Source organism: Streptomyces sp. NBC_00433, from assembly GCA_036015235.1.
Taxonomy (GTDB): Bacteria; Actinomycetota; Actinomycetes; order Streptomycetales; family Streptomycetaceae; genus Actinacidiphila.
Window position 1 is genome coordinate 842,596 of the sequence record CP107926.1, and the last position, 24,983, is coordinate 867,578.

Annotated in this window: 22 protein-coding genes; 17 read left to right on the forward strand and 5 right to left on the reverse strand. The window is 73.9% G+C overall.

The window, feature by feature from the left end; all coding sequences use genetic code 11:
* Window positions 1–88: 88 nt before the first annotated feature.
* Window positions 89–466, forward strand: coding sequence for a helix-turn-helix domain-containing protein (locus OG900_03395; protein ID WUH89277.1), 378 nt, complete (start codon window positions 89–91; stop codon window positions 464–466).
* Here the strand turns inward: OG900_03395 and OG900_03400 are convergent.
* On the reverse strand, window positions 450–707 hold the full coding sequence (locus OG900_03400) for a GNAT family N-acetyltransferase (protein WUH89278.1): 258 nt from the start codon (window positions 705–707) through the stop codon (window positions 450–452). The genes OG900_03395 and OG900_03400 overlap by 17 nt on opposite strands.
* 14 nt (window positions 708–721) lie before the next feature.
* On the opposite strand from OG900_03400, the gene OG900_03405 reads away from it, so the two are divergent.
* The 4 genes from OG900_03405 to OG900_03420 are packed head-to-tail and all read left to right on the forward strand — an operon-like array spanning window position 722 to window position 5,065.
* Complete coding sequence (locus tag OG900_03405; protein ID WUH89279.1) at window positions 722–1,336, forward strand: helix-turn-helix domain-containing protein; 615 nt, start codon at window positions 722–724, stop codon at window positions 1,334–1,336.
* Window positions 1,333–2,676: an MFS transporter gene (locus tag OG900_03410; GenBank protein WUH89280.1), complete on the forward strand. Its 1,344-nt coding sequence runs from the start codon at window positions 1,333–1,335 to the stop codon at window positions 2,674–2,676. The genes OG900_03405 and OG900_03410 overlap by 4 nt, the downstream gene beginning before the upstream one ends.
* A complete protein-coding gene (locus tag OG900_03415) occupies window positions 2,661–3,773 on the forward strand; it encodes a MerR family transcriptional regulator (GenBank protein WUH89281.1) in 1,113 nt (370 codons plus the stop codon). Before OG900_03410 ends, OG900_03415 begins: the two co-directional genes overlap by 16 nt.
* The gene (locus OG900_03420) at window positions 3,770–5,065 is read left to right on the forward strand and encodes an MFS transporter (protein ID WUH89282.1); all 1,296 of its coding nucleotides are present in this window, start codon (window positions 3,770–3,772) and stop codon (window positions 5,063–5,065) included. The genes OG900_03415 and OG900_03420 overlap by 4 nt, the downstream gene beginning before the upstream one ends.
* Before the next feature lie 106 nt (window positions 5,066–5,171).
* Here OG900_03420 and OG900_03425 read toward each other — a convergent pair whose 3' ends face one another.
* Window positions 5,172–6,509 carry an FAD-dependent oxidoreductase gene (locus OG900_03425; protein WUH89283.1) on the reverse strand — a complete coding sequence of 446 codons (1,338 nt, stop codon included), beginning with the start codon at window positions 6,507–6,509 and terminating at the stop codon, window positions 5,172–5,174.
* Window positions 6,510–6,646: 137 nt separating this feature from the next.
* Between OG900_03425 and OG900_03430 the strand changes: the two genes are divergently transcribed.
* From OG900_03430 to OG900_03480, 11 genes are all read left to right on the forward strand, one after another.
* Window positions 6,647–6,928 (forward strand): hypothetical protein, encoded by a 282-nt coding sequence (locus tag OG900_03430; protein ID WUH89284.1) that lies wholly within the window; start codon window positions 6,647–6,649, stop codon window positions 6,926–6,928.
* A 432-nt stretch (window positions 6,929–7,360) separates the two neighbouring features.
* Window positions 7,361–10,492, forward strand: coding sequence for a hypothetical protein (locus tag OG900_03435; GenBank protein ID WUH89285.1), 3,132 nt, complete (start codon window positions 7,361–7,363; stop codon window positions 10,490–10,492).
* Between the two features lie 30 nt (window positions 10,493–10,522).
* Window positions 10,523–12,091: a phospholipase gene (locus OG900_03440; protein WUH89286.1), complete on the forward strand. Its 1,569-nt coding sequence runs from the start codon at window positions 10,523–10,525 to the stop codon at window positions 12,089–12,091.
* A 165-nt stretch (window positions 12,092–12,256) separates the two neighbouring features.
* Window positions 12,257–13,201 carry an aldo/keto reductase gene (locus OG900_03445; GenBank protein WUH89287.1) on the forward strand — a complete coding sequence of 315 codons (945 nt, stop codon included), beginning with the start codon at window positions 12,257–12,259 and terminating at the stop codon, window positions 13,199–13,201.
* Window positions 13,202–13,521: 320 nt separating this feature from the next.
* Window positions 13,522–14,784, forward strand: coding sequence for an FAD-dependent oxidoreductase (locus OG900_03450; GenBank protein WUH89288.1), 1,263 nt, complete (start codon window positions 13,522–13,524; stop codon window positions 14,782–14,784).
* Between the two features lie 135 nt (window positions 14,785–14,919).
* Window positions 14,920–15,204 (forward strand): hypothetical protein, encoded by a 285-nt coding sequence (locus tag OG900_03455; GenBank protein ID WUH89289.1) that lies wholly within the window; start codon window positions 14,920–14,922, stop codon window positions 15,202–15,204.
* Between the two features lie 125 nt (window positions 15,205–15,329).
* Window positions 15,330–16,121 (forward strand): DUF427 domain-containing protein, encoded by a 792-nt coding sequence (locus tag OG900_03460; GenBank protein ID WUH89290.1) that lies wholly within the window; start codon window positions 15,330–15,332, stop codon window positions 16,119–16,121.
* A 160-nt stretch (window positions 16,122–16,281) separates the two neighbouring features.
* Window positions 16,282–16,914, forward strand: coding sequence for a cysteine hydrolase (locus OG900_03465; GenBank protein WUH89291.1), 633 nt, complete (start codon window positions 16,282–16,284; stop codon window positions 16,912–16,914).
* A 137-nt stretch (window positions 16,915–17,051) separates the two neighbouring features.
* The gene (locus tag OG900_03470) at window positions 17,052–17,414 is read left to right on the forward strand and encodes an STAS domain-containing protein (GenBank protein ID WUH89292.1); all 363 of its coding nucleotides are present in this window, start codon (window positions 17,052–17,054) and stop codon (window positions 17,412–17,414) included.
* Between the two features lie 114 nt (window positions 17,415–17,528).
* Window positions 17,529–18,344: an MEDS domain-containing protein gene (locus OG900_03475; protein ID WUH89293.1), complete on the forward strand. Its 816-nt coding sequence runs from the start codon at window positions 17,529–17,531 to the stop codon at window positions 18,342–18,344.
* Window positions 18,341–19,303 carry a sensor histidine kinase gene (locus tag OG900_03480; protein WUH89294.1) on the forward strand — a complete coding sequence of 321 codons (963 nt, stop codon included), beginning with the start codon at window positions 18,341–18,343 and terminating at the stop codon, window positions 19,301–19,303. The genes OG900_03475 and OG900_03480 overlap by 4 nt, the downstream gene beginning before the upstream one ends.
* Window positions 19,304–19,317: 14 nt before the next feature.
* Here OG900_03480 and OG900_03485 read toward each other — a convergent pair whose 3' ends face one another.
* The gene (locus OG900_03485; protein WUH89295.1) at window positions 19,318–19,641 is read right to left on the reverse strand and encodes an STAS domain-containing protein; all 324 of its coding nucleotides are present in this window, start codon (window positions 19,639–19,641) and stop codon (window positions 19,318–19,320) included.
* Complete coding sequence (locus OG900_03490; GenBank protein WUH95600.1) at window positions 19,641–23,618, reverse strand: SpoIIE family protein phosphatase; 3,978 nt, start codon at window positions 23,616–23,618, stop codon at window positions 19,641–19,643. Before OG900_03490 ends, OG900_03485 begins: the two co-directional genes overlap by 1 nt.
* 415 nt (window positions 23,619–24,033) lie before the next feature.
* Between OG900_03490 and OG900_03495 the strand changes: the two genes are divergently transcribed.
* Window positions 24,034–24,393, forward strand: a complete 360-nt coding sequence (locus tag OG900_03495; protein WUH89296.1) for an STAS domain-containing protein — start codon at window positions 24,034–24,036, stop codon at window positions 24,391–24,393.
* Window positions 24,394–24,427: 34 nt separating this feature from the next.
* Here OG900_03495 and OG900_03500 read toward each other — a convergent pair whose 3' ends face one another.
* A complete protein-coding gene (locus tag OG900_03500) occupies window positions 24,428–24,838 on the reverse strand; it encodes an ATP-binding protein (GenBank protein WUH89297.1) in 411 nt (136 codons plus the stop codon).
* Between the last annotated feature and the right edge of the window lie 145 nt (window positions 24,839–24,983).

Sequence of the window (24,983 nt, forward strand, 5' to 3'; positions counted from 1 at the left end):
TCCCGTGGTGGCGCGGGCGGAGTCCAAGCGTTTTCCGGGCAGAGTCGCGTTTCAGACAGTGGGCCGGGGCGGCGCTATGGTGACGGCCATGGTGGACGATCTCTCCGAGCGGCTGGCGGCCGTCGTGCGTGCGGCGAGGACCGGGCGCGGGCTGTCGGTGAGCGGCTTCGCCGATGCCTCCGGGGTCTCCCGGGCCATGATCAGCAAGATCGAGCGCGGCGGGGTGCAGCCCACGGCGGCCCTGCTCGGCGAGCTCTCCGCCGCGCTCGGGCTGACGCTGTCCGAGCTGATCGCGCGCGCCGAGCACGACGAGCCGCGGGTCGCCCGAGCGGCGGACCAGCCGGAGTGGACCGACCCGGACAGCGGATACCGCCGCAGGGCAGTCTCCCCTCCGGCGCCGGGGCCGCTGGAACTGGTCGAGGTCGCCCTGCCCGCGGGCGCCGGCCCGCTCACAGCTCGCGGGTGAAGTAGACGTTGTCCGGCGTGGCCCGGTAGTCGCCGAAGGGCGGGCATGCGGCCAGGCCTGCCCCGCGGTAGAGCCGTCGCGCCGCGGCGAAGCCCTCCTGGGTGCCCGTCTCCAGGCTGACCCGGCGGAATCCGCGCCGCCGCGCCTCGGCCAGCAGGCCGTCGAGCAGTGCCCGCCCGGCGCCCTGCCTAGTATGCAGAGACTTCTCTGCAAAGAACCCTTTGCAGAGAAGTCTCTGCATACTAGGCTGCCGGCATGTCAGAGGAACCCGAAGGCACCCCGCGGGCCGACCCGCCCGCCAGGCCCACCCGGCGCATCGACGCGCGCAGCCTGCGGGGGCTGGCCCATCCGCTGCGGATGAACATCTTCGAGCTGCTCAGCCTGGACGGCCCCGCCACCGCCACCGGGCTCGCCGAGCGCCTCGGGGAGAACACCGGCACCGTCAGCTGGCATCTGCGCCAGCTCGCCGAGCACGGCTTCATCGAGGAGGAGACCGGGCGGGGGACGAAGCGCGAGCGGTGGTGGCGGCGCACCGGCGTCACCAACGAGCTGAACACCGCCGACTTCCGCGACGACCCCGACAGCAGGGGCGCGCTGTCGGTCTACCTGCACGAGCTGCTGCAGCTCTACTTCAGCCGGGTGGTGACCTATGTCGGCGAGGACTGGGACGACCGGTGGCGCAGTGCCGGCACCATCGCGGACTGGCGCGACCTGCGGCTGACCCCGGAGCAACTGGCCTCGCTCAATGCCGAGTTGATGGCCGTCGTCGCCCGGCACACCCCTGCCGCGGGCGCCGAGCCGGGGCCCGACGCGTGCCCGGTGGTCGTACAGCTCCAGTCCTTCCCCCGCAAGGCGCGGGACACCGGATGAGCCGGCACTCCGGCGGCGGACTGCTGCGCCGCCACCGGGACTTCCGGCTGCTGTGGTGCGGTGAGACCGCCGGCAAGTTCGGCGCGTCGGTGACCGGGGTGGCGATGCCGCTGACCGCCGTCTCGACCCTGCACGCCGGTACGTTCGAGGTCGGCCTGCTGAGCGCCGCGACCTGGGCTCCCTGGCTGGTGATCGGGCTGCCGGTCGGCGTCTGGGTGGACCGGCTGCCGCGCCGGCCGATCATGCTCACCGCCGCCGCGGTCTCCCTCGCGCTCTTCGCCGGCCTGCCGGTGGCCGCGTGGTGCGGCAGGCTGAGCATCGGGCTGCTGCTGGCCGTCGCCCTCCTGGCCGGCACCGCGGCGGTCTTCTTCCAGACCGCCTACAGCGCCTACCTCCCCACGGTGGTGGCGCCCGACGACCAGGCCGAGGGCAATGCGAAGCTGCACGGCAGCGCGTCGGCCGCGCAGATCGCCGGGCTCGGCTCCGGCGGTCTGATCGTGCAGGTGGCGGGCGCGGTGAACGGGATGTTCGCGAACGCGGGGACCTTCCTGGTCTCGCTGCTGTGCCTGGCGGGCATCCGGCACCGCGAGCAGCCGCCGGCCAGGACCCGCGGGCGGTCCCTGGCCGGGGAGGTCGGCGAAGGGCTGCGGCTGATCGCCGGCGACCCGTGGCTGCGTACGCTGACGCTCTTCGGCGCCGCCTCCAACCTGGCCCTGATGGGATACCAGTCGATACAGGTGGTCTTCCTGGTCCGCGGTGTCGGCCTGGCCCCTGGCACGGTCGGCGTGCTCATCGCGGCGACCAGTGCCGGCGGTGTCGCCGGGGCCTTCACGGCCCGCCGGGTCGCCGGCCGGATCGGTACGGCCCGCGCGACGCTGCTGTTCGAACTGGGCCTCGCCGTACCGGCCTTGCTCATCCCGCTGACCGGCCGCGGCGCCGGAGTCCTCTTCTTCGTGGCCGGCGGCTTCTGCGTCGCCGCGGGCGTCGTCGCCGGCAACATCATCAAGGCGGGCTTCCAGCAGCGCTACTGCCCGCCGGAACTGCTCGGCCGCCTCACCGCGAGCACGGCCTTCCTCGGCTACGGGACGATCCCGCTCGGGGCGCTGCTGGGCGGCGCGCTCGGAACGGCGCTCGGCCTGCGCACGGCCATGGCGGTCACCACGGCCGGGGTCCCGCTCGCCGCCCTGATCCTGCTCTTCTCACCGGTCCGGCGCTCCCGCGACCTGCCGGCCCACCGCCGGGGGACGGCGCGGGTTGACCTTCACCTTGGGGGAAGCGGCAGCCTTGCCGGCAGCGGTCATGGCGGCCGCGGCGAGGAGGGGTCGTGCGGCAGTTGCTGACGATCGGGGCGTTCGCGCGGGCGGCACGGCTGTCGCCGAAGGCGCTGCGGCACTACGACGAGCTGGGGCTGCTGCAACCGGCCTCGGTGGACGGCGAGTCGGGATACCGCTACTACGACCCGGCGCAGCTGGAGCGGGCCCGGCTGATCGCCTGGCTGCGGCGGCTGGGCATGCCGCTGGCGCGTATCCGCCGGGTCTGCGACCTGCCGGCGGCCGCGGCCGCCGAGGAGATCGGCGGCTACTGGGACCAGGTGCTGGCCGAGACCGCGGCGCGCGAGCGGCTGGCCGGCTTCCTGGTCGACTACCTCGCGGGAAGTGGGAGTTCCGTCGAGGCGGCCCCCGCCGTGCTCGGCCTCCGCTATGCCGCCAGGTCGGAGTCCGGGCTGGTGCGCACCAGCAACGAGGACACCGCCTACGCGGGACCCCGGCTGCTGGCGGTGGCCGACGGAGTCCGCGGCGCGGGCGGCGATCTCGCGAGCGCGGCGGCGGTGGCCGCGCTCAGACCCCTGGAGGCCCTGCGCGTCCCCGCCGGGGACCTGCTCGGGGCGCTCGCCGACGCGGTCGGGGCGGCGGACCGGACGATCGCGGAGATCGCCGCTTCGACGGACACCGGTACGGCGGCGACCACGCTGACCGCCCTGCTGTGGTCGGGCTCCCGGCTGGCCCTGGTGCACATCGGCGACACCCGGGCCTATCTCGTACGGGACGGGGAGCTCTTCCGGATCACCCATGACCACACCTATGTGCAGTCGCTCGTGGACGAGGGCCGGCTGACGGCGGAGGAGGCGGCCTCCCACCCGCAACGGGCGCTGCTGATCAGGGCGTTGAGCGGCACCGGCGCGCACCGCCCCGATCTGTCGCTGCACGAGGCGGCGGCCGGCGACCGCTATCTGCTGTGTTCGGACGGCCTGTCCGCCGTGGTGCCCGACCGGGGGCTGCACGAGGTGCTGGCCGCTTCCGCGGGGCCGCGCCAGGTGCTGGACGAGCTGCTCGCGCGGGCTTACGCCGCCGGCGCCCCCGACAACATCGCCTGCGCGGTGGCCGAGGTCGTCGGTCTTGAGGAAGCGGCCGCACCGGGCGGCGGGACGGGGCGGTGAGCCGGCCGGGGCTCCGGTCGCCCGGCGCCTACGCGGTGGACCGCCGCCCGTTGGCGATCGCGGCCTACCGGCGGCTGTGGCTGGCCTCCGCGGTGGGCGCGGTGGGCGGGTCCTTCAGCGTGGTGGCGATTCCGGCGCAGCTCTTCGCGGTGACCGGGTCGTCCGCGGCGGTGGGCGCGTCCGCCGCGGTGTCGCTGGTCGCACTGGTCGTGGCGGCGCTGTGGGCGGGTGCGGTGGCCGACGCCAGGGACCGGCGGACAGTGCTGCTGGCCGCGCACTGCGGCCTGGCGCTGACCTATGCGGGCCTGTGGGCCCAGGCGGCGCTCGGCTGGCGCTCGGTGCCGGTCCTGCTGGTGCTGGTGGCCTGCCAGGGGCTGACGCTCGGCGCGATCATGACCACGATGGGTGCCGCGGTGCCGCGCCTCGTCCCCGCCGAGCTGCTGCCGGCGGCCAACAGCCTCAGCTCGCTGGTCCGTTACGCGGGGTCGATCCTGGGCCCCGTCCTGGCCGGCGTGCTGATCCCGCTGCTGGGACTCGGCACGCTGTATCTGTGCGACGCCGTCGCGCTGCTGGCCGTCGTGTGGGCCGTCGTCAGGCTGCCTGCGCTGCCGCCCCGCCCCGGCCGGGACCGCTCCACGCCGGGCCGGGTGCTCGCGGGCTTCCGCTACGTGGCGGGCAGCCGCCTGCTCGCGGCGGTGCTCGCGGTGGACCTCGCGGCGATGGCCTTCGGCATGCCGGCGGCCCTCTTCCCCGAGCTGGCCCGGCACACCTACGGCGACCCGGCAGGGGGCGGCCCCGCGCTCGGCCTGCTCTACGCGGCCTACCCCGCCGGGGTCTTCGCCGTCGGCCTGGTCTCGGGCACCTTCACCCGCGCCGCCCGCCACGGCGTCCTGCTGGCGGCGGCCGCGGCGGCATGGGGCGCCTGCGTCGTCGTGCTCGGCCTGGCCTCCGGCCTGTGGCTCGCGCTGACCGCCCTGGCCCTCGGCGGCGCGGCCAACTTCGTGCTGAGCGCCTTCCGCAACGCCATCACCCAGGCGCTCGGCGACGACGCGCTGCGCGGCCGTATCCAGGGCTCGCTGACGGTCGTCACCATCGGCGGCCCCCAGATCGGCAACCTCCTGCACGGCGCCGCGGGTTCGGTCTTCGGCCCGCGCCCGGTGATCTGCGCCGGCGGCCTGCTCACGACGGCCACGGTGCTCGTGATCGTCCGGGCGGTCCCCGAACTGCGCCGCTACACGGCGCCGGCCTCTTCCCCGCAGCCGCCCGCCATGAGCGAGGCCACCGCCGGCTGACGTGACGTCGTCGACCGGACCCCGTGCGGACTCGCGCCCGGTGTACGGCACTTCGGAGACATGAGCGGCCCCGCGCCGGACCGCGGGACCAGCCGGGTCAGCCGGGTCAGCCGCGGCGGCGGGTGGCGCGTACCGCGATGCGGGGGGCCAGCAGGGACTCGGGGCGGCGGTTGAGCGAGAGCACCGCGAAGAAGGCCTCGGACACCACCGGGTCGGTGTTGGCCGCCCCCAGCACCCGGGACAGGTAGCCCTGCTGCATCCGGGCCAGCGGGCCCGGCGCCGGGCCGTCGGTGCTGGGATAGCGGGAGTCCTCGCCGGTGGCGATCATCCAGGCCGCCCGCAGGCACTTGGCCACGGCCTTCTGGGTCCCGCGCGCCCGGTCGGCGATCTCGGCCGGTTCACGCCCCGCGGCCTGGGCGGCGATCGCCTGCGCCTGGAGGGCGGCCACCGTCATGCCGTGGCCGTAGACCGGGTTGAAGCGGCACAGCGCGTCGCCGGTCACGAGGAGCCCGCGCGGCCAGCGCTTCGCGCGCTCGAAATGCGTCCACTCGTTCGCGGTCGCCCGGAAGGCCACCGCGTCCGACAGCGGCTCCGCGCCCTTGAGTGCCTCCGACAGCTCGCCGGAGCGCAGCGACGACGCGAAGTCGAGCCAGGCCCGCTCCTCCACCGGCGGCTGGTGCTCACCCTGCCCGATCAGGGTGACCAGCCACCTCTCGCCGTCGATCGGGACGATCACCCCGCCGCGCGGCACATCGGCATTCCCCTGGAGGTAGATCGCCCTCCAGTCCGCCTCGACGACCGGGCGCCGGTAGTAGCGGGAGGCGTACCCGAGGTGCGCATCGATCCGCTCAGCGGCCGGAACGGCGTATCCGAGCCGGAGCAGCCACTGCGCGGTACGGGAGCCGCGCCCGGTGGCGACGGCCACCAGGCCCGCCCGGAGCGTGGACTCCCGCCCCGCTCCCCCGCGTTCGCGCACCCGCACGCCGCGCACCGCGTCCCCGCCCGGCGCCGGGTCGAGTCCGGTCACCTCGTGGCGGTCCAGCACCGTGATCGCGGACCGGCCGACGACCCTGCGCCGCAGCGTGGACTCCAGCACCTCGCGTGACACGGACAGGTAGCCCGTCCCCCGGACGCCCGCGAACCAGTCCGCGGGCGACAGCCAGCGCATCTGGTCGGGGGCGCCGATGACGACGGCCCCGGCCTCTTCGAGGTCCGCGCCGACGCCGGGCAGCAGCTCGTTGAGCGCCTGCAAGCCGCGCGACCACAGGATGTGCACATGCCTCGACTGCGGTACGCCCGCCCGGAACCTGGCCGCCTCGCCGGCGAAGGCGTCCCGCTCGACCAGCGTCACGCGCTCGAAGCGCCGCGCCAGCGCATGAGCCGCGAGCAGCCCGGCCACCCCGGCGCCCACCACGACCGCGTGGGCCAACTCTTCCTCCGCCAAGGCGTGCCCCTCTCGGATATCGGCACTCCACACTATTTCGCACCTTATGGGTAGCTAACAGGGCGCAAATACCGGCGCCCAGGGCATCCGGCGGGGCGCACAGCCGCACCGGGCGCCGCATGTCCGCCAGTCGGGCAATGAGGCAAGCCGAATTCGCCGCATCTGGCCGGAAAGGCAGGGGACGCCCGACCAGGGGCCGGCTGCCCGCGGCGGCCGAGCGCGACCCGGATGCCGTCAGGCGGCTGCACGACGCGCGCGCCGCGGAACTGGAGCCCGGCGCCGGGCGGCGGACCCTGCTCGGCGCGGTCGCCCACCACCGCGAGCGCGGCACCGACCCGGGGCGGCGCCGCACCCTGCGCGAAGCGCTGACCTTCGGCCCGCCCCGCCGTCGAGCACACCGACCAGGTAAGGCGAGCTGATCCTGGCGAGAGTCGCCGCCTCGCGCCGGAAGCGCTGGACCGCGACATGGTCGGGGGCCTGCGGTCCGCCCGCGGGTATCTTCACGGCCGCCCGGCGGCCGAGCGCCGCGTCCTCGGCCTCGTGGACGCTGCTGCCGCCGCCGGATCCGAGCAGCCGGAGCAACCGGTAGCGGTCGGCCGGCACCTGTCCGCCTGCCGTCCTCCGCGTCCACCCCCGTCCCGGTGGCCGTCGTGCCATACGATCTGATGCCGCCGACGGCCGCCGGTGGCCGTTCCCCGGCCGATCGCCCATATGGGGGCGCGTCCGTCTCAGCGCAGCTCGGCCCAACTCACCCGTTTCCCACGTGCACATGACGACTGTTCACCCGGGAGTCGGCTGCCGGACAGTGTCGGTCCTCATGATATCCGTTGCCCTGTACATCAATATGGATCATGAGACGTCAACAGAAGGCCCGCTGGACCGTGGTGGCGGCGGTCGCCGCGGCGGCGACGGTGTTCGGCCTGGTCGCGGCCAACAGCGGCGGCGGGGCCGCGGCCGCGCCGGGCTCCGGCCAGCGCTACACCGCCACCTGCCCGACCGCCGACCAGGTCACCCCGGCGCTGGGCGCCAACCTGATCAGGAACCCCGGCGCCGAGGACTTCGCCGCGGTCACCGACATGGGCGCGCCGGACGGCGACCCGCAGTTCGTCCCCGCCTGCTGGGAGGCATCCTCCCCCATGGACGCGCCCGGCGCCGTCATGGAGTCGTACGCGTCGGCGGTCCCCGGCCAGACCGGGAGCCGCACCTTCTACGGCGGCTACGACTACGAGACCCCGCAGGTCTCGATCGTGGGCGTCACCACCACGGCCAGCCAGATGGTCGACGTCGGCCCGCTGGACGCGGGTGGCAAGTCGTACACGCTGACCGGCGCGATCGGCGGCTACACGACACAGACCGACTACGCGACCGTGACCGCCGCCTTCGAGGACGCCGGGGGCGCCACCCTCGGCTCCGCGGTCATCGGCCCGGTCAACGCCGCCCAGCGCGGCAATGTCACCAGCCTCGTCCCCGAGGCCGCGGTCGGCACCGTCCCCGCCGGCACCACGCAGATCCTGGTCACGGTCGCCTCCACCGGCGTCAGCTCCGGCTACGGCATCGACGGCCGCGCCGACAACCTGAACCTGACGATCGCCGCGAACGGCACCGGCCAGAGCTACACCGCGCCCTGCCCGGCCGCCGACCGGGCCACCCCGGCGCTGAACACCAACCTGATCTCCAACCCCGGCGCCGAGGACTTCACCGACGCCACCGCGCTCGGCGCCCCGGCGGGCGACGACCAGACCGTCGCCAGCTGCTGGACCAGCAGCTCCCCGCTGAGCGCCCCCGACGGCACGCAGGAGTCGCGGCCGTCGTCCTCTCCCGGCGTGACCGGCAGCCGGGTCTTCTACGGCGGTACGAACCCCAGCACGGTCCAGGTCGCGGGCGTGGTCACCACCGGCACCCAGCTCATCGACGTCAGCTCGCTGAAGGCCGACAACCAGCCTTTCAAGCTGACCGGCCAGATCGGCGGCTACTCGACGCAGACCGACTACGCCCAGGTCGTCGCCACCTTCGAGGACGCCAGGGGCACGAGCCTCGGCACCGCGGGCATCGGCCCGGCCACCGCCGCCCAGCGCGGCAACGCCTCCGTCCTGCTGACGGACGGCGCCTACGGCGTGATCCCGGCCGGTACGCGGAAGGTCCTCGTCACCGTCATCACGGTCGCCGTCAGCAGCGGCGCCAACAGCGACGGCACCGCCGACAACCTGAACCTGACGATCGGTGACAAGGCGGCGGGCCAGAGCTACACGGTGCCCTGCCCGGCCGCCGACCAGGTCACCCCGGCGCTGAACACCAACCTGGTCTCCAACCCCGGCGCCGAGGACTTCACCGCGGCCACCGCGCTGGGCGCCCCGCTGGGGGACGACCAGACCGTCGCCGACTGCTGGACCAGCGCCTCACCGCTCAACCCGCCGGACGGCACCCAGGAGTCGCGCACCTCGACCTACCCGGGCGTGACCGGCAGCCGGGTCTTCTACGGCGGTACGAACCCCAGCACCGTCTCGATCCCGGGCATCGCCACCACCGGCACCCAGGCGATCGACATCAGCTCGCTCGACACCGGCGGCCAGCCGTTCGTCCTGTCCGGCGACCTCGGCGGCTACGCGACGCAGAGCGACTACGCGACCGTGACCGCCGCCTTCCAGGACGCCGGTGGCGCCGCCCTCGGCTCCGCGGTCATCGGCCCGGTCACCGCGGGCCAGCGCAACAACGTCTCCAGCCTGGTCCACCAGGCCTGGCACGGCACGGTCCCGGCCGGCGCCAGGAAGGTCGTCGTCACGATCGCCACGGTCGGCGTCAGCAGCGGCGCCAACAGCGACGGCACCGCCGACAACGTCGACCTGACGATCGGTTCGAGCGCGGCCCCGACCGGCCCGATCCTGCAGACGATGCCGTACGCGTCGGTGGGCGACGACGCGGGCACCCACATCGACCCGGGCTCCGGCGCGGTCGTCCCCAACGTCACCCCCGGCTCGCTCTACCGCCCGGCGGGCGTGTCCGCCGGCGCCGGCTCGGTCTTCGTGTCGAACACCGGCGACAACGTGGTGGCCCGGCTGCGCGGCGGCGGCACGTCGATCCTGGCCGGCTCCCTTGAGGGCTACGGCGAGCACGGCGACCGCGGCAAGGCCGACGAGGCGACGCTCTACCAGCCCGCGGGCACGGCGGTGGACGCCGCGGGCGACCTCTTCATCGCCGACAGCGGCGACAACGTCGTACGCGAGGTCACTGCGAACGGCGTGATCCAGCGCTTCGCGGGCACCGGCACCGCGGGCCACGGGCTGTCCCTGACCGCCACGTCGGTCCAGCTCGACCACCCGGCGGCCGTCGTGGTCGACGCGGCGAGGGACGTCTTCATCTCCGACACCCAGAACAACCGGGTGCTCAAGGTGTCCGCGAAGGGGCTCGTCGTCGGTGTGATCGGCGTCGCCGGCCCCGGATACGCCGGTGACGGGAGGTCGGCGCTGCTGGCGCGGCTGAACCAGCCGACCGGGCTGGCGCTGGACGCGAAGAGCAACCTCTACATCGCGGACTCGGCCAACAACGTGATCCGCCGGGTCGACGCGCGGACCGGCGTGATCACCACGGTGGCCGGCGACTTCGCCGCGGGCAAGGCCCACGACGGCCTCGGCGGCTTCTCCGGCGACGGCGGCGCGGCCACCTCCGCGCGGCTCAACGACCCGCAGGGCGTGGCCGTGGACGGCGCGGGCGACCTCTTCGTCGCCGACACGTTCAACAACGCGGTCCGCATGGTCACCCCGGACGGGAGGATCACCACGGTGGTGAACTCCGCGGCGGTGCCGGGCGGCGAGAGCAGCGGCGCGGCCCCGGCCGCGTCGAAGCTCAACACCCCCGGCGCGGTCGCCTTCGACGCGTCCACGGACTTCCTCTACATCGCGGACACGCACAACAACGCCGTCGCCCAGGTGATCGGTGTCGCGCGGCCGGGCGCCGCGCCGGGCCCGGTGGCCCCCGCGGAGTCCTGACCCGGCCCCACGAGACGAAGAAGAGAGACCATGAGCAGCACAGATTCCGCTCGTCCCGGGCTGTCCCGCCGGCGCTTCGTGACCACCGCGGCGGCGCTCGCCGGCGCCGCCGGCATCGCCGGCGTGCTCCCCGAGAGCCTCGCCAGGGCCGCGACCGCGGGGCCGGCCAAGGGCGGCCTGGCCGAGATCAAGCACGTCGTGTACGTGATGATGGAGAACAGGTCCTTCGACCACTACTTCGGCACCTTCCCCGGCGCCCGCGGCTTCAGCGACCGCACCGCCGTCAGGCTGCCGAACGGCAACTCCGTCTTCCAGCAGCCCGACCCGGCCAACCCGGACGGCTACCTGGAGCCGTTCCACATGTCCACCATCACCACCGGCGCGGCCGCGATCCCGTCGCTGTCCCACGACTGGCGCGACCAGCACGCCTCGTGGAACCAGGGCGCGATGGACGGCTGGCTGACCACCCACCTGGCCTCCGACGGCCAGGTCAACGGGTCGTACACGATGGGCTACTTCACCCGGGAGGACATCCCCTTCCACTGGGCCCTCGCCGAGTCCTTCACCCTGCTCGACAACTACCACTGCTCGGTCCTCGGCCCGACGGACCCGAACCGGCTGGTGTGGATGTCCGGCACCAACGACCCGCAGGGCGCCTACGGCGGGCCCGTGCTGGAGACCGTCACGCCGAACCCGCTGACCTACCCGTCGGCCGCGGAGATCCTCTACGACGCCGGCTACAGCTGCAAGACGTACTTCTCCGGCGCGACCAGCGGCTTCAACGTCTTCGGCTGGTTCGCGAACTTCCAGAACAAGACGACCCTGCCGCTGAGCCTGTACAACTCCGTCATGACCGGCGGCACGCTCTTCGGCGACGGCACGCCGGGCCGGGTCGGCAACCCGACCAGCCCGACCCCGGCGGCCGACGCGTCGCTGGGCTTCGAGGAGGACTGCGCCAACGGCGTCCTCGCCGACGTGTCGTGGCTGTTCATGCCGAGCGAGGCCGACGAGCACCCGCCGAACCTGCCCGCGGCGGGCGCGCAGTACCTGGCGTCCAAGCTGGAGGCGCTCGCCGCCAACGAGGACCTGTGGAATTCGACCGTCTTCGTGCTGAACTACGACGAGAACGACGGCTTCTTCGACCACGTCCCGCCGCCGGTCCCGAACCGCCAGAAGTATCCCGAGGAGTTCGTGGACGTGCCGTCCCCGAAGGGCACCCCCGGCGGCGGCCTGCCGGTGGGCGCGGGCTTCCGGGTGCCGTGCATCATCGTGTCCCCGTGGACGGTGGGCGGCCGGATCTACTCGGAGGTCTCCGACCACACCTCGGGCCTCCGGCTGATCGAGACGATCGCCGCCGCGGGCGGCCTGTCCGGCCGCGGCCCGGTCACCTTCGGCCCGATCAGCAAGTGGCGCCGCCGCACCTTCGGCGACTTCACCGGGGCCCTCCACCTCCACGACCGCAAGCCGGCCCCGGCGAATCCGCAGTTCGACGCCACCACGGCCGCGGCCAACCTGGCCGCCCAGGCCACCGCCGCCACCCAGCCCATGCCCGCCCGCCCGGGTGCCACCCAGCAGATGCCCCGCCAGCAGCGCGGCTGACCCCGCGCCCGACTCCGACGGGCCGCCCGCTCCCCGCGGGCGGCCCGTCGCCGTACCCGGGCGTGAAGCGGATACGGAGGGGAGGCCGGGACGCGTCGTCACAGGCGGCCGGTCTCCGGACCGGCTGAGCGGAATACATGATCGACTACCGGTGTTGCCGCCTTCATGACTTCCTTGCGCAAACTCGGTTCCTCCGACCTTGAGGTCTTCCCGCTCGCCCTCGGCGGCAACGTCTTCGGCTGGACCGCCGACGAGAAGGCGTCGTTCGAGGTGCTGGACGCGTACACGGCCGCCGGCGGGAATTTCGTCGACACCGCCGACGCGTACTCCGCCTGGGTCGACGGCAACGAGGGCGGCGAGTCGGAGACGATCATCGGCCGCTGGGCCAAGGCCCGCGGCAAGCGGTCCGACATCGTCATCGCCACCAAGGTCAGCCAGCACCCGGACTTCCCCGGCCTGTCCGCGGCCAACATCAAGGCCGCCGCCGACGCGTCGCTGCGCCGGCTCGACACCGACTACATCGACCTCTACTACACGCACTTCGACAAGCCCGAGGTGCCGGTCGAGGAGATCGTCGGCGCGCTCGACGAACTGGTGAAGGCGGGCAAGGTCCGGCACGTCGCCGCCTCGAACATCAGCCCCGAGCGGCTCCGCGCCTCGCTGGACTTCGCCGACCGCGAGGGCCTGGCCAGGTACGTGGCCCTCCAGCCGCACTACAACCTGGTCTCCCGCGACACCTACGAGGGCGCGCTGCAGGACCTCGCCGCCCGCGAGGGCCTCGCGGCCGTGCCGTACTTCGCTCTCGCCTCCGGCTTCCTCACCGGCAAGTACCGCCCCGGCGCCACGACCGAGAGCGCCCGCGCGGGCTCCGCCGCCAAGCATCTCGAAACCGAGCAGGGCCGGCAGGTCCTCGCGGCCCTGGACGAGATCGCCGCGGCCCACGAGGCCCCTGTCGCCACGGTCGCCCTCGCCTGGTTGGCCGCCCAGCCGACGATCACCGCGCCCATCGCCTCCGCCCGCACCGTGGAGCAGCTGCCGGCGCTGCTGGGAGTGGCGGACCTGACCCTGACGGACGGCGAGGTGGACCGCCTGACGCAGGCGTCCGCCTGAGTCCGACAGGGGGCGCGGGCAGGCCCGACGGTCGATCCGACAAGTCCTGAATGAACTCATCCGGCCTTTCTCCGGCATTGCACAGGGCGCAACGTCGCATGCCACCTGGTGAACCTGCCCTTGACGGCCAATTCACTTCCCTGGTCCGGACCCTTGACGGGATGTTCGGACGCGAATGTGCATGCGCACGGCCGCACGAGGCGCGGCCGATCGGGTGACCGCAGGGGGTGGCGGCGGCCGCGGCCGAGCCGCAGGTGGTCCGCTGGCTCCGGTAGCCGCCCGCTGGGCGGGCACGCGGCAGGCAGGCGGCCGAAAGGGCGGTGGCGGCGGTGGCGGGGACAGCGGACGTGCTGGTCGTGGGGGCGGGCGTGGCCGGGCTGGCGTGCGCGCAGGACCTGGCGGCGGCGGGACTCGACGTCCAGGTGCTTGAGGCGTCCGACGCGGTGGGCGGCCGGATGCGCACCGACGTGCGGGACGGCTTCCGCTTCGACCGCGGCTTCCAGGTCGTCAACACCTCCTACCCGCAGCTGCGCCGGCGCCTGCGGCTGCCTGACCTGTCGCTGCGGCCGTTCACCCCCGGCGTCCTGCTGCACACCCCGCACGGGCGGCTGCGCTTCGCCGATCCGACCCGCACCCCCCGGCTGGCCGCCGACCTGCTGCCGGGCCGCCTGGCGTCGCTCCGCGACCTGTCCGCCCTGGTCATGCTCTGCGGGCGGGACCTGCTGCTGCCGCCACGCGTCATCAAGCACGCCGCGGAGCGCACGACCCGTACCGCCCTCGCCGACGCGGCGATCGGCGAGGAGCTGGTCGAGACGTTCTTCCGGCCGTTCCTTTCCGGCGTCTTCCTGGAGAGCGAGCTGGAGACCTCCAGCCGGTTCTTCCACCTGGTGTGGCGCTCGATGCTGCGCGGGACCCTGTGCCTGCCCGCGCGCGGGGTGGCGGCGGTGCCCGAGCAGCTGGCCGCCGCGCTGCCCGAGGGCACCGTGCGCCTGGGCATCCCGGTGGAGCGGCTCACCGACGACGGTGTGCTGACCTCCTACGGGGACGAGGTCGCGGCCGCCGCGGTGGTCGTCGCCGCGGGACCCGCGGCGGCGGCCGCCCTGCTGCCCGGCCTGGAAGTGCCGCCCACCCGCTCGGTCACCACGTATTACCACGCCGCCCCCGCCAGCCCGCTGGCCGAGCCGACCCTGATCACCGACACCGCGCGGCGCGTCCTCAACACCGTGGTGATCAGCGAGGTCAGCCCCACGTACGCGCCGCGCGGCCGGGCGCTGGTCTCCACCTCCGTGCTCGGCGCGGACGAGCGGCCCGCGCAGGAGGCCGAGGTCCGCGGCGCGCTGGCGGACATCTACGAGGCCGACACCGCCGGCTGGGAGCCGGTGGCCGTCCACCGCGTGGCGGAGGCGCTGCCGGCCATGCCCCCGCCGTGGCCGCTCAGCCGCACCACCCGGCATTCCCCGGGCCGCTACGTCTGCGGCGACCACCGGGCCACCGGCTCGGTCCAGGGCGCGCTGGCCTCGGGGGCCCGCGCCGCCCGCGAAGTCCTCGCGGACCTCGCGGCGACCGGCCGCCCGAGCCGGTGAAACCGCCCGGGTCCCGGCCCGGCGGCGCAAGCGGCCCTTCCGGTGATTGCGCGGTGCTTCACGAGCGAGGCGGCCGCCGCCGGGGTAAGGCATCTCAGCACACGTCGAACCCGGACCGGCGCGAGGAGATCGGCCATGTACGCAGCAGTACGGCGGTATGAGGGAGTGGCCGATCCGGCCGAGGTGGCGCGCTTCGTGGAGGAGGGATTCCTGCCGATCGTGCGCCAGGTCCCCGGCTTCGTGGCCTTCTACTGGCTCGACGCCGGAGACGGGGTGGTCCTGTCGACCAGCGTCTTCCAGGACCGGGCGGGCGCCGAGGAGTCGACGCTGCGGGCGTCGAACTTCATCCGCGACAGCCTCGGGTCGCACCTCCCCCAGCCTCCGCAGATCACGGCCGGGGAGGTCGTGGTCACCGGGTAGCGGACGCGCCGCCCGGCGCCCGCCGGCCCCCGCTCCGTACGATCGCCGGAGCAGGACCCCGCAGGCGGTCGCGGGCACCGCGCCCGCCACGCCTCCGCGATCGATCCCCGGCCCGAGGAGGGCTCATGAAGGACGCCGCACAGCACCAGGAACAGCCCGCGCGGAACTATCCGGGGACACTCGTGCCCGCCGGCCATGTCGAGCCGGTGCCGCGGCGCATCCGCGGCTTCGTGGGCGGCCGCCCGGTGCTGGACACCCGGCGGGCCCGCTACGTGTGGGAGTGGTCCGGCTACCCGCAGTACAGCATCCCCGTCGCGGACCTGGCCTCGGGGGAGCTGGTCGACGAGGGGCACGAGGAGAGCCGGGCGCCGGGCACCGTACGGCGGCACGCGCTGCGGGTCGGCGAGGAGCTGCGGCCGGGCGCCGCCTGGGTGTGGGCCGACGACGCGGCCGAGGGCCTCGCCGGCACGGTCCGCTTCGAATGGGGCGCGCTGGACGCCTGGTTCGAGGAGGACGAGCAGGTCTTCGTCCACCCCAGGAATCCGTACACCCGGGTGGACGCGCTCCGCTCCAGCAGCCACGTCCGCGTCGAGCTCGACGGGCTCGTGCTGGCCGACGCGCCGTCCTGCGTACCGGTCTTCGAGACCGGGCTGCCCACCCGTTACTACGTCGACCGCGTGCACGCCGACTTCACCCTGCTGACGCCCAGCGACACCGTCACCGCCTGCCCGTACAAGGGCACCACCAGCGGCTACTGGTCGGTCCGCACCCCCCGCGGCACACAGCGGGACCTCGTCTGGGCGTACGACTTCCCGACCCGCCAGCTGTCGCCGATCACCGGCCTGGTGTGCTTCTACAACGAGCGCGTGGACCTCTACGTCGACGGTGAGCTGCTGCCGCGGCCCGTGCGCCGCTGACCCCGCCCGGCCCCGGGCGGCGCGCCGCCGTCGCAGGGCGCGCGTGGCGGCGCCAGCGTCCGGGAGACGACGGAAAACCGCGCCGCGCACCTGCGCGGGCCCTTCGTCGGGCAAGCTGGGTCAGGCAGCTGATGTGTCCCAGCTCACCCGAGGAGCCGCCATGTCCGACACCCTCCGCCTCGACCCGGCCAAGACCGCGCTGGTCCTGATCGAGTACCAGAACGAGTTCACCAGCCCCGGCGGGGTCCTCCACGGCGCCGTGGCCGACGTGATGGCGAAGACCGGGATGCTGGCGAACACCGTGGCCCTGGTCGAGGCCGCCCGCGGGAGCGGCGTCACCGTCATGCACGCGCCCATCACCTTCGCCGCCGGCTACGGCGAGCTGACGCGCCACCCGTACGGCATCCTCAAGGGGGTCGTGGACGGCTCCGCCTTCGTCAAGGGCACCTGGGGCGCGGCGATCGTGGACGAGCTGGCACCCGCCGACGGCGACATCCTGATCGAGGGCAAGCGCGGCCTTGACACCTTCGCCAGCACGAATCTCGACTTCATCCTGCGCAGCAAGGGGATCGACACGATCGTGCTGGGCGGATTCCTCACCAACTGCTGCGTGGAGTCCACGATGCGCACCGGCTACGAGCACGGCTTCCGGGTCGTCACCGTGCGGGACTGCCTCGCCGCGACGTCCCAGGAGGAGCACGACAACGCGATCACGTACGACTACCCGATGTTCTCGCTCCCGCTGACCTCAGCCGAGGTGATCGCCGCGCTGGATGTCGCCTCCGCCCGCTGAACCCGCGCCCGGCCCGGCGGGGCGCGGGGGGGGCGGTGGCGGGGCTGTCACGCCGTCAAGTGGCGGACCCGCTGCCGGAGTGGCACTCTCTGGTGGATGTTCGCGGCCGGAGTCGCCGCTGCCGCGGAGGAAAGGGGGTGGCGTCCGTGGATTTCGGGGACGAAAGCGTGCCGGCGGGCGTCTACTACTCGGAGCAGTACGGCGCGGTGTGGATCATCGCCCTGCACGGCGAGTTCGACCTGGACACGCTGCCCGACGTCCAGGACGTCACCGCGCGGGTGCTCGCCGCCTTCGACGGCCCGCTCGTCTTCGACCTCGCGCTGGTCTCCTTCTGCGACTCCGCGCTGCTCAACCATCTGGTGCGCACCGCCTCGAAGCGGCGGACGGCCCTGGCACACGCCGGCGCCGGGGTCGACCGCCTGCTGCGGCTCACCGGCGCCGAGGCCGTCTTCAGCGCGTACGAGGACCTGGTGAACCCGACGGCCGAGCCCGACCAGTAGCCGATCGGGGCGGACGGCCGTGACCCCTGGGGCGGGGGTGTCGCCGTGCGGTCCGCGCGGGGTGCGAGACTGTACCGAGGGGAATTCAGCCGGAGTCGAGGCGAGGAGGGCGGGGTGAGGATCGCTCGCAGCGTCGCGAGCCTCGGCCGGGTCGGCATCGGTGACCACGTGTGCTGGGTGGTGCCGCGGCCGGGCGACTTCCAGCACGCGGCGCGGGGATACCTGTCCGACGGCACGGATCAGGGCGACAAGATCATGGTCGTCGGGTCGTCGTCCCCCGCGTGGCTGGAATTCCACGACCCGCACGGACTGCTGGTCGACCCCGTCGTCGTGCCCGGCGGCGTAGCCTGGGGTGTGGACGCACTGGTGTCACTGGTGCGGCAGGAGGCGGAGACAGCAGACCGGCAGGGCTTCAGGGCCTTGCGGGTACTGGCGGACATGGACCGTATCTGGCCTGCCGACATCACGGCCGAGCAGGTGGCCGATCAGGAGCTGAGGCTTGACGCGCTGACCGGCGGCTCGGGCGCGATGATGGTGTGCGCCTACACGGGTCCCGGTTTTGCACCGAAGGTGCTCGAACAGGCGGCGAGCGTGCATCCTCATTTCGCGGGTCATTCCGCACGGCCACCCTCGTTCCAGATATTCAACGAGGCAGCGGACTGCTGGAGGGTCAGCGGCGTGGTCGACGCGGACGGCGCGGGCGCCTTCCGGGTCGCCGTGACCGGGCTCCTGCGGACGTTCGCGACACTGCGGCTGCGGTGCGACGGCCTGCAGCTGATGGACGCGGCCGGCATGCGGACGCTCGCCGAGGCGGCCGCCGCGCTGCCCGGCCGCAAGATCGTGCTCGAACGCGCCAATCCCACGGTGCGAAGGTGCTGGGAGCTGCTCGGCTACGACGATCCCGCCGTGCCCGCGGAGCTGGTGCCGTGACCCCGCCCCGCACAGCAGAGCACGACGCCGCCGAGGCGCCGGCCTTCCGCCATGAGCTCTACGCCTACCAGGGCGAGTCCGGCTTCCTGAGCGGGGCGGTGTCCTTCATCGAGGACGCGCTCGCGGCCGACGAGACGGTCCTCGTCGCGGTCGGCGAGGACAAGCAGGTCATGCTGCGCGACGCGCTCGGCGGCAGTGACGCGGACCGCCAGGTGTCGTTCGTGGACACCGGCGCGCTGGGACGCAACCCGGGGCGGCTCATCCCGGCCTGGCACGACTGGATCGCCAAGAGCGTCAGCGACGGCCTGCCGGTGCGCGGCATCAGCGAGTCCCCGTGGGGGACGGCCACCCCGGCCGAGCGGGGCGAGCTGCGCTACCACGAGTGGCTGCTGAACCTGACCTTCGCCGCCTCCCCGGCCTGGTGGCTGCTGTGTCCCTACGACGTCACCACCGTCGAGGCGGCCGCCCTGGAGTCGGCACGCCTGTGCCACCCCTTCCAGCTCGCCGACGGCTCGCACGGCACCAACCCCGCCTTCTCCGACGAGCCCTTCCGCTTCGAGGACCTGGCGCCCGCCTGCGACCCCGGCAGGACCCTGGCCTACGGTGCCGGCGCTCTCGCGACCGTCCGCGGCGCGGTGACCGAGTGCGCCACCCGCTGCGGGCTGCGGGGCGCCCGGCTGCAGGAGCTGCTGGTGGCCGTCACGGAGGTGGCCGCCAACAGCATCAGGCACGGCGGCGGCTCCGGCACCCTGCGCACCTGGGGCGACGGCGACCTGCTGGTCTGCGAATTCCACGACGCGGGCCATATCAGCGATCCCCTCGCGGGCCGCTCGCGCCCGACGCCCGGCCAGAACGGCGGAAGGGGCCTGTGGCTGGTCCACCAGCTCTGCGACCTGGTCCAGATCCGCTCCACGCCGGAGCACGGCACCACCGTCCGGCTGACCATGTCGCTGCGCTGACCCGCCCCGGCGGGTCAGCCGCCGAAGTGCTCCGGCTCCTCCAGGCCGTGGACCGTGGTGAGTTCGGTGAGACCGCAGATGGCCAGCACCGGGCCGAGCACGGCCGCGGCGACGATCTCGATGCGGTCGGCGCGGATGAGGAGTTCCTTCAGGCCGGCGCTGTCGAGGTAGTCCACCGCGCTCAGGTCGACGACCAGCGGGCCGGGACCACCGCTCAGCGCCCGGTCTGCGGCGTCGGCGAGGTCGGCGGAGTTGGTCATGTCCACCTCGCCCGCGACGACCAGCACGACGGCGCCGTCCGCCCGGCTGCCGCAGGTGAGGTTCAGAGGTGTGGCCATCAAGGGATCCTGGTGTGCATCGCGACGGTGGTGCCGTCGGGACCTGACGTGACGGTGACGTTCTGCATGAGCGCGCGCATGAGCGCCATACCGCGGCCGCGGTGCGGGTTCATCTCGGGCCTGGGGGGCTTCCAGCGCCCGGTGTCGGAGATGGTCAGGCGCATGCTGTCCGGCTCGACCTCGGCCCGCAGCCGGACGGTGTCCCCCGGGGTGTCGCGGTGTCCGTGCTCCACGGCGTTGGCGCAGGCCTCGCCGGCGGCGACCAGGACGTTGAGGACGGTCTGCGGCGGCAGGGCGCACTGGTTCAGCCAGTTGCGCAGCGCCCTGCGGACCGGGGCGAGCTGTGCCGCTTCCGCGGGGAATCGCACGGACAGCGGTGCGGGGTGCCGGTAGAGCAGCAGCGCCACGTCGTCGTCGTAGCCCCCGGGCGGCGCCATATGGTCCATGACGCGCGCCGCGAGGTCCTCGACACCGATGTGCCGGCCCTCACGCACCGCCGCCCCGGCCTGCTCGATGCCCTCGGTCAGCGGCCGGCGGCGCCGCTCGACCAGGCCGTCGGTGTACAGCAGCAGGGTCGCGTGCGGCGGGACCTCCGCCTCCGCGTACGGGCGGGAGTCGGCGGTGCGAACCGCGAGGGGGGTCGAGCGCCCCTGGTCGAGCAGCCGGACGCCGCCGTCGGGGTGGACCAGCACCCCGGGCGGGTGGCCGGCGCTGGAATACGCCAGCAGGCCGCTGCCGGGATCCAGGACGCCGCAGAAGACGGTCGTGCACATCGCCCCGGGGATGTTGGCGGCGAAGCTGTCGAGCGCGAGAAGCACCCGGTCCGGACGCGGGTCGTGGAGCAGCAGCGCGCGGCAGGCGCTGCGCAGCTGGCCCATGACCGCCGCGGCCTGCAGGCCGCGGCCGACGCAGTCGCCGACCACGATGCCGATGCGCCCCTCGGACAGGGCGACGGTGTCGTACCAGTCGCCGCCTACCTCCAGCGGGCGTGCCGCGGGCTCGTACCGCACGGCGAAGCCCTCGGGCAGTTCCGCCGGGCCCAGGATGGACCGCTGGAGGGCCAGGGCCGTCTCCCGCTGCTGGTCGATCCGGTGGGCGCGGGAGAGGCCCTGTGCCAGGTGCCCGGCCAGCAGGGACAGCAGGGTGAGGTCCTGGTCGGTGAAGGACCGCCGCTCGCCGAGGTCGAGCCAGAGCGCCAGCGGCCCCAGGGGGTGGGCGAGGCCGACCCCCACGCCGCCGCGCCCGTCGACGGACGGCGTCAGCGAGGGGCCGTCGCGCAGAGCGGTGAGCGCGGCCCGGTGCTCGGCGGTCAGCTGCTCCCAGTCCGGCACCTTGCCGGTCGCGGTCAGCACGGGCCTGCCGCCCTCGGGGAAGAGCACGGCCAGTCCGCGCCGGGCCTGCCACAGGGTGCCCATCTCCCGCAGTGCGCCGTCCAGGGACTCGGCCGTGCTGGTGGCCTGCGACAGCCGTACGCTCAGTGCCGCCACCGCCGTCTCGCGCTGGATGGCGTACCGCTCGGCGGTCACGTCGCGCAGTGTGCCGACCACCATCTGCCCGCCGGTCTCCGGGTCCTGGACCCGGGCGAGGCTGGCCGACGCCCACAGCGAGTGGCCGTCGCGGTGGCGCAGGGGCAGGATGTGGCTGCTGCCGGGCCGCCCCGCGGGACCGGTGAAGGCCTCGGCCACGAGCCGGTGGCCCTCCGGGTCCGCGGCGGCGTCCGGCCACCAGGGCTGGTCGGGGCCGCTGGGCAGGTCCTCGGGGCCGAAGCCCAGCACATCGGCGAAGGCGGCGTTGACCTCGACGACGGTGCCGTTCTCGTCGCAGACGAAGAAGGCCTCCTGCATCGCGTCCGTCAGCGCGCGGCGCCAGCGGGCATGCTGGGTGCGCAGCCGGGCGAGTTCGACGTTGGCCCGCACCCGGGCCAGCAGTTCTGCGGCGGAGAAGGGCTTGACGAGGTAGTCGTCGGCGCCGGCCTCCAGGCCCTCGACGGACGCCTCCTGACCGGCGCGCGCCGACAGCAGCACCACGGGGACCCCCGCGGTGAGCGGCGCGGCACGCAGCGTCGCCACCATCCGCAGCCCGTCGAGGCGCGGCATCATCACATCGGCGACCACCAGGTCGGGGACCTGGGCGCGCACGGCGTCCAGCGCCGCGCGGCCGTCGCCGACCGCGCGGACCCGGTGGCCGGCGCCGCGCAGCAGGCGGGTGAGGTATTCGCGCATGTCGGCGTTGTCGTCCGCGACCACCACGTCGATGGGCCCGCCGCGGGCCGTGCCGCCGCCCGGCTCGGGCGGATCCGCGGGCGCGGCGGCCTCGCCTGGGGCCGCCGGGTCGGGCAGCCAGCGCAGCGCCTCCTGCACGTAGGGTTCGGCGACGGAGGAGACCCCGGGGCGGCCGTCGCCGCCGGCCAGCGCGTCCGGTGGCAGATGCCCGTGCCCGTAGGCGAGCCGGATGGTGAAGGTGGTGCCCTCCCCCTCCCGGCTGGCGGCGTCGATCGTGCCGCCGTGCAGCGCGACCAGTTCCTTGACCAGCGCCAGTCCGATGCCGCTGCCCTCGTTGGAGCGGGCGCGGGCGTTCTCTATCCGGTGGAAGCGTTCGAACAGCCGCGGGATCTCCTGCTCGGGCACCCCGATGCCCGTGTCGGCGACGGTGACGACCGCCTCCCCCGGCCCGTCGCGCACGGTGAGGCGGATGCCGCCGTCGAAGGTGAACTTCAGCGCGTTGCTCAGCAGGTTGAGTACGACCTTCTCCCACATGCCGCGGTCGAGGAGGACCGGCTGCGGCAGCGGGGGGCAGTCCACCTCGAAGGTCAGCCCCGCGCCTTCGACGGCCGAGCGGAAGACGCTGGCCAGCTCCGCGGTGAGTGTGGCGAGGTCGGCCTGCTCGTAGCTGGCCTGCATCCGGCCGGCCTCGATACGGGAGAAGTCCAGCAGGGTGTTGACGAGCTTGCCCAGGCGCATCCCGTTGCGCCGGATCACCTCCAGCTCCTCGCGCACCTGCGGGTCGGCCCCCGCCAGCCGGGGCCGCAGCTCCTCGGCCGGCCCCATGATCAGTGCCAGCGGGGTGCGGAACTCGTGGCTGACGTTGGAGAAGAAGGCGGTCTTGGCGCGGTCCAGCTCGGCCAGTTCCTCGGCCCGCTGCTGCTGCGCCCGGTAGCTGCGGGCGCTGCCGATGCCGGCCGCCAGGTGGGCCGCGACCAGTTCGACGAAGCCGCGGGTGGCCTCGTCGGCACGCCGGTAGCGGTTGAGGCCGGCGACCAGGAAGCCGTAGGGGTCGCTGCCCTGCTGGAGCAGCGGCACCACCAGCGCGTGCGCGGGCGGCTGCGGCCACGGCCCGGACGGCAGCCCGGTGAAGGGCGGCCCGTCCAGGGCCACCACCGCGGAGCGGGACGCGGCCGGTTCGCCGACCGGCCACACCGCGTCGGGGTCGCCGTCCGCCAGCCGGGCCGGTGCCGCGGGATGTCCCGCGGCCATGCCCGTCGTGGCCGCCAGCCGGGCGCCGCCGTCCTGGTCGAACAGATACGTCAGCGAGAAGGGAAGGTCCTGCTCGTTGCGCGCGAGCTGCCTGGCGGCGAAGGCGAGCGTCTGCTCCTCGGTGCGCAACACGCTCACGTCGGATCCCAGGTCGCGCAGCGTGGCCATCCGGCGCTCGCCGATGACGCGGTCGGTGTCCTCGCTGACCACGCACAGCATGCCGACCACGGTGCCGGCGTCGTCGCGCAACGCGCTGTAGGAGAAGGTGTGGTAGGTCTCCTCGGAATAGCCTGACCGCTCCAGGAAGAGCAGCAGCGCCTCGTCCCAGGTGGCCTTTCCCGTGGTGAGGACGCCGCTGATACGGGAGCCGATGTCGTCCCAGATCTCCGCCCACACCTCGCTCGCCGGACGGCCCAGTGCCCAGGGGTACTTGCGGCCGAGGGTGCCGCGCCGGTAAGCCTCGTTGCAGAAGAAGGTCAGCTCGGGGCCCCACGCCATCCACATCGGGAAGCGCGAGGACAGCAGGATGCTGACCGCGGTGCGCAGGCTCTGCGCCCAGGTCTGCGGGGGCCCCAGCGGTGTCGATGTCCAGTCGACCGCGGCGAGGTCCCGATGGATCTCCTCGTCCCCGCAGAAAACCCCGCCCCCGGCGGTGTCCTGCCGCCGGCCCGCCTCGTCGTCCCGACCTGCCACGCTCGACCTTTCTCCTGCCGCCGATCACGAAACGCCCTGCCCCGCCGCCGGCCTCAGCCGGCGGCCCGCTGTCCGGCTCCGGCTCCGGCTGTCGTACCGGGTCCGAGCCCATGGCCCCGCCACGCATCGTAGGATGTGCTTGCCCGCTGACCGGGGGACAAACAGCGGACCCGCGTGACGAGTGAAAGGCACGGCAACGGACAGCAGTCGCCCAGAAGGAGGAATCGTGAGCGATCCCGATCCGGAACCCGTCCTGACCGTCACCGCCGAGCGCCACCCCGCGGGCCCTGCCCTCATCATCCTCAACGGCGAGCTGGACTTCTCCACTGTGGCCGATCTGCACGACGTGATCAGCGACACGCCCTTCACACCGGCGGGCGTGGTGATCGACCTCACAGGTGTCCTCTACTGCGACTCCGCCGGCATCACCGAGCTGGTCACCGCCTCGCAGCAGGCCAGGAAGGCCGGCTCACCGCTCGCGCTCGCCGGGCTGAGCGACAACCTCCGGCGGGTCTTCGGCATCGCGGGGCTGGACGCGATCTTCTCCTCCTACCCCACGGTCGACCAGGCCGTGGGAGCCCTCTGACCGGCGGCGCCACGGCCGCCGGGGCGGCCGGGAGTCAGGACAGCGGCAGCACGACCTGGATCCGCTTGCCGCCGGGCAGGTCCTCCACGTCGACCGAGGTGGCCAGGCGCAGCACGATCGGCCACCCGAAGCCGCCGGCCCGGTAGGGGTCCTCGCCCAGCGCCCTGCGCGCCTGCGGCCGGTCCCTGCCTGCGTCCTCGATCTCCAGCGACAGCCCGGTCCCGTCCGGTGTGACGGCGACCCGGAGCGCGACCAGGCCGCCGCCGTGCCTCACCGCGTTGCTCACCAGTTCCGTGACGACCAACTCCGCGTCCGCTCTGGCCCGTTCGCTGTGCCCGGCGACACCGTCGAGCACCTCCGCTACGGTCCGTCGCGCGTCGGCCGCCGGGTGCCGGCTCTGGCCGGCCACCCGGGCTTCTGCCAGGAGGAAGGAATTCTGGGACATACACGGGCCTCGATCAGTCGGTGTGACACTGTCTCGGAACGGGTCGGCGATCGGCGACTCCCTGGCACGGAGGGGACACGAGAACTCGACTTCCCTGTGTGGACCGCTGTTACACGGCTTCGCGCCACAGTGTCTCCGGCGGGCC

Bases quoted from the DNA above. Each gene is read 5' to 3' on its own strand.
- OG900_03395 (WUH89277.1), top strand. From the start codon at position 89: ATGGTGGACGATCTCTCCGAGCGGCTGGCGGCCGTCGTGCGTGCGGCG.
- OG900_03400 (WUH89278.1), bottom strand. From the start codon at position 707: ATGCAGAGACTTCTCTGCAAAGGGTTCTTTGCAGAGAAGTCTCTGCAT.
- OG900_03405 (WUH89279.1), top strand. From the start codon at position 722: ATGTCAGAGGAACCCGAAGGCACCCCGCGGGCCGACCCGCCCGCCAGG.
- OG900_03410 (WUH89280.1), top strand. From the start codon at position 1,333: ATGAGCCGGCACTCCGGCGGCGGACTGCTGCGCCGCCACCGGGACTTC.
- OG900_03430 (WUH89284.1), top strand. From the start codon at position 6,647: ATGAGGCAAGCCGAATTCGCCGCATCTGGCCGGAAAGGCAGGGGACGC.
- OG900_03435 (WUH89285.1), top strand. From the start codon at position 7,361: ATGAGACGTCAACAGAAGGCCCGCTGGACCGTGGTGGCGGCGGTCGCC.
- OG900_03440 (WUH89286.1), top strand. From the start codon at position 10,523: ATGAGCAGCACAGATTCCGCTCGTCCCGGGCTGTCCCGCCGGCGCTTC.
- OG900_03445 (WUH89287.1), top strand. From the start codon at position 12,257: ATGACTTCCTTGCGCAAACTCGGTTCCTCCGACCTTGAGGTCTTCCCG.
- OG900_03455 (WUH89289.1), top strand. From the start codon at position 14,920: ATGTACGCAGCAGTACGGCGGTATGAGGGAGTGGCCGATCCGGCCGAG.
- OG900_03460 (WUH89290.1), top strand. From the start codon at position 15,330: ATGAAGGACGCCGCACAGCACCAGGAACAGCCCGCGCGGAACTATCCG.
- OG900_03465 (WUH89291.1), top strand. From the start codon at position 16,282: ATGTCCGACACCCTCCGCCTCGACCCGGCCAAGACCGCGCTGGTCCTG.
- OG900_03485 (WUH89295.1), bottom strand. From the start codon at position 19,641: ATGGCCACACCTCTGAACCTCACCTGCGGCAGCCGGGCGGACGGCGCC.
- OG900_03490 (WUH95600.1), bottom strand. From the start codon at position 23,618: ATGTGGATGGCGTGGGGCCCCGAGCTGACCTTCTTCTGCAACGAGGCT.
- OG900_03500 (WUH89297.1), bottom strand. From the start codon at position 24,838: ATGTCCCAGAATTCCTTCCTCCTGGCAGAAGCCCGGGTGGCCGGCCAG.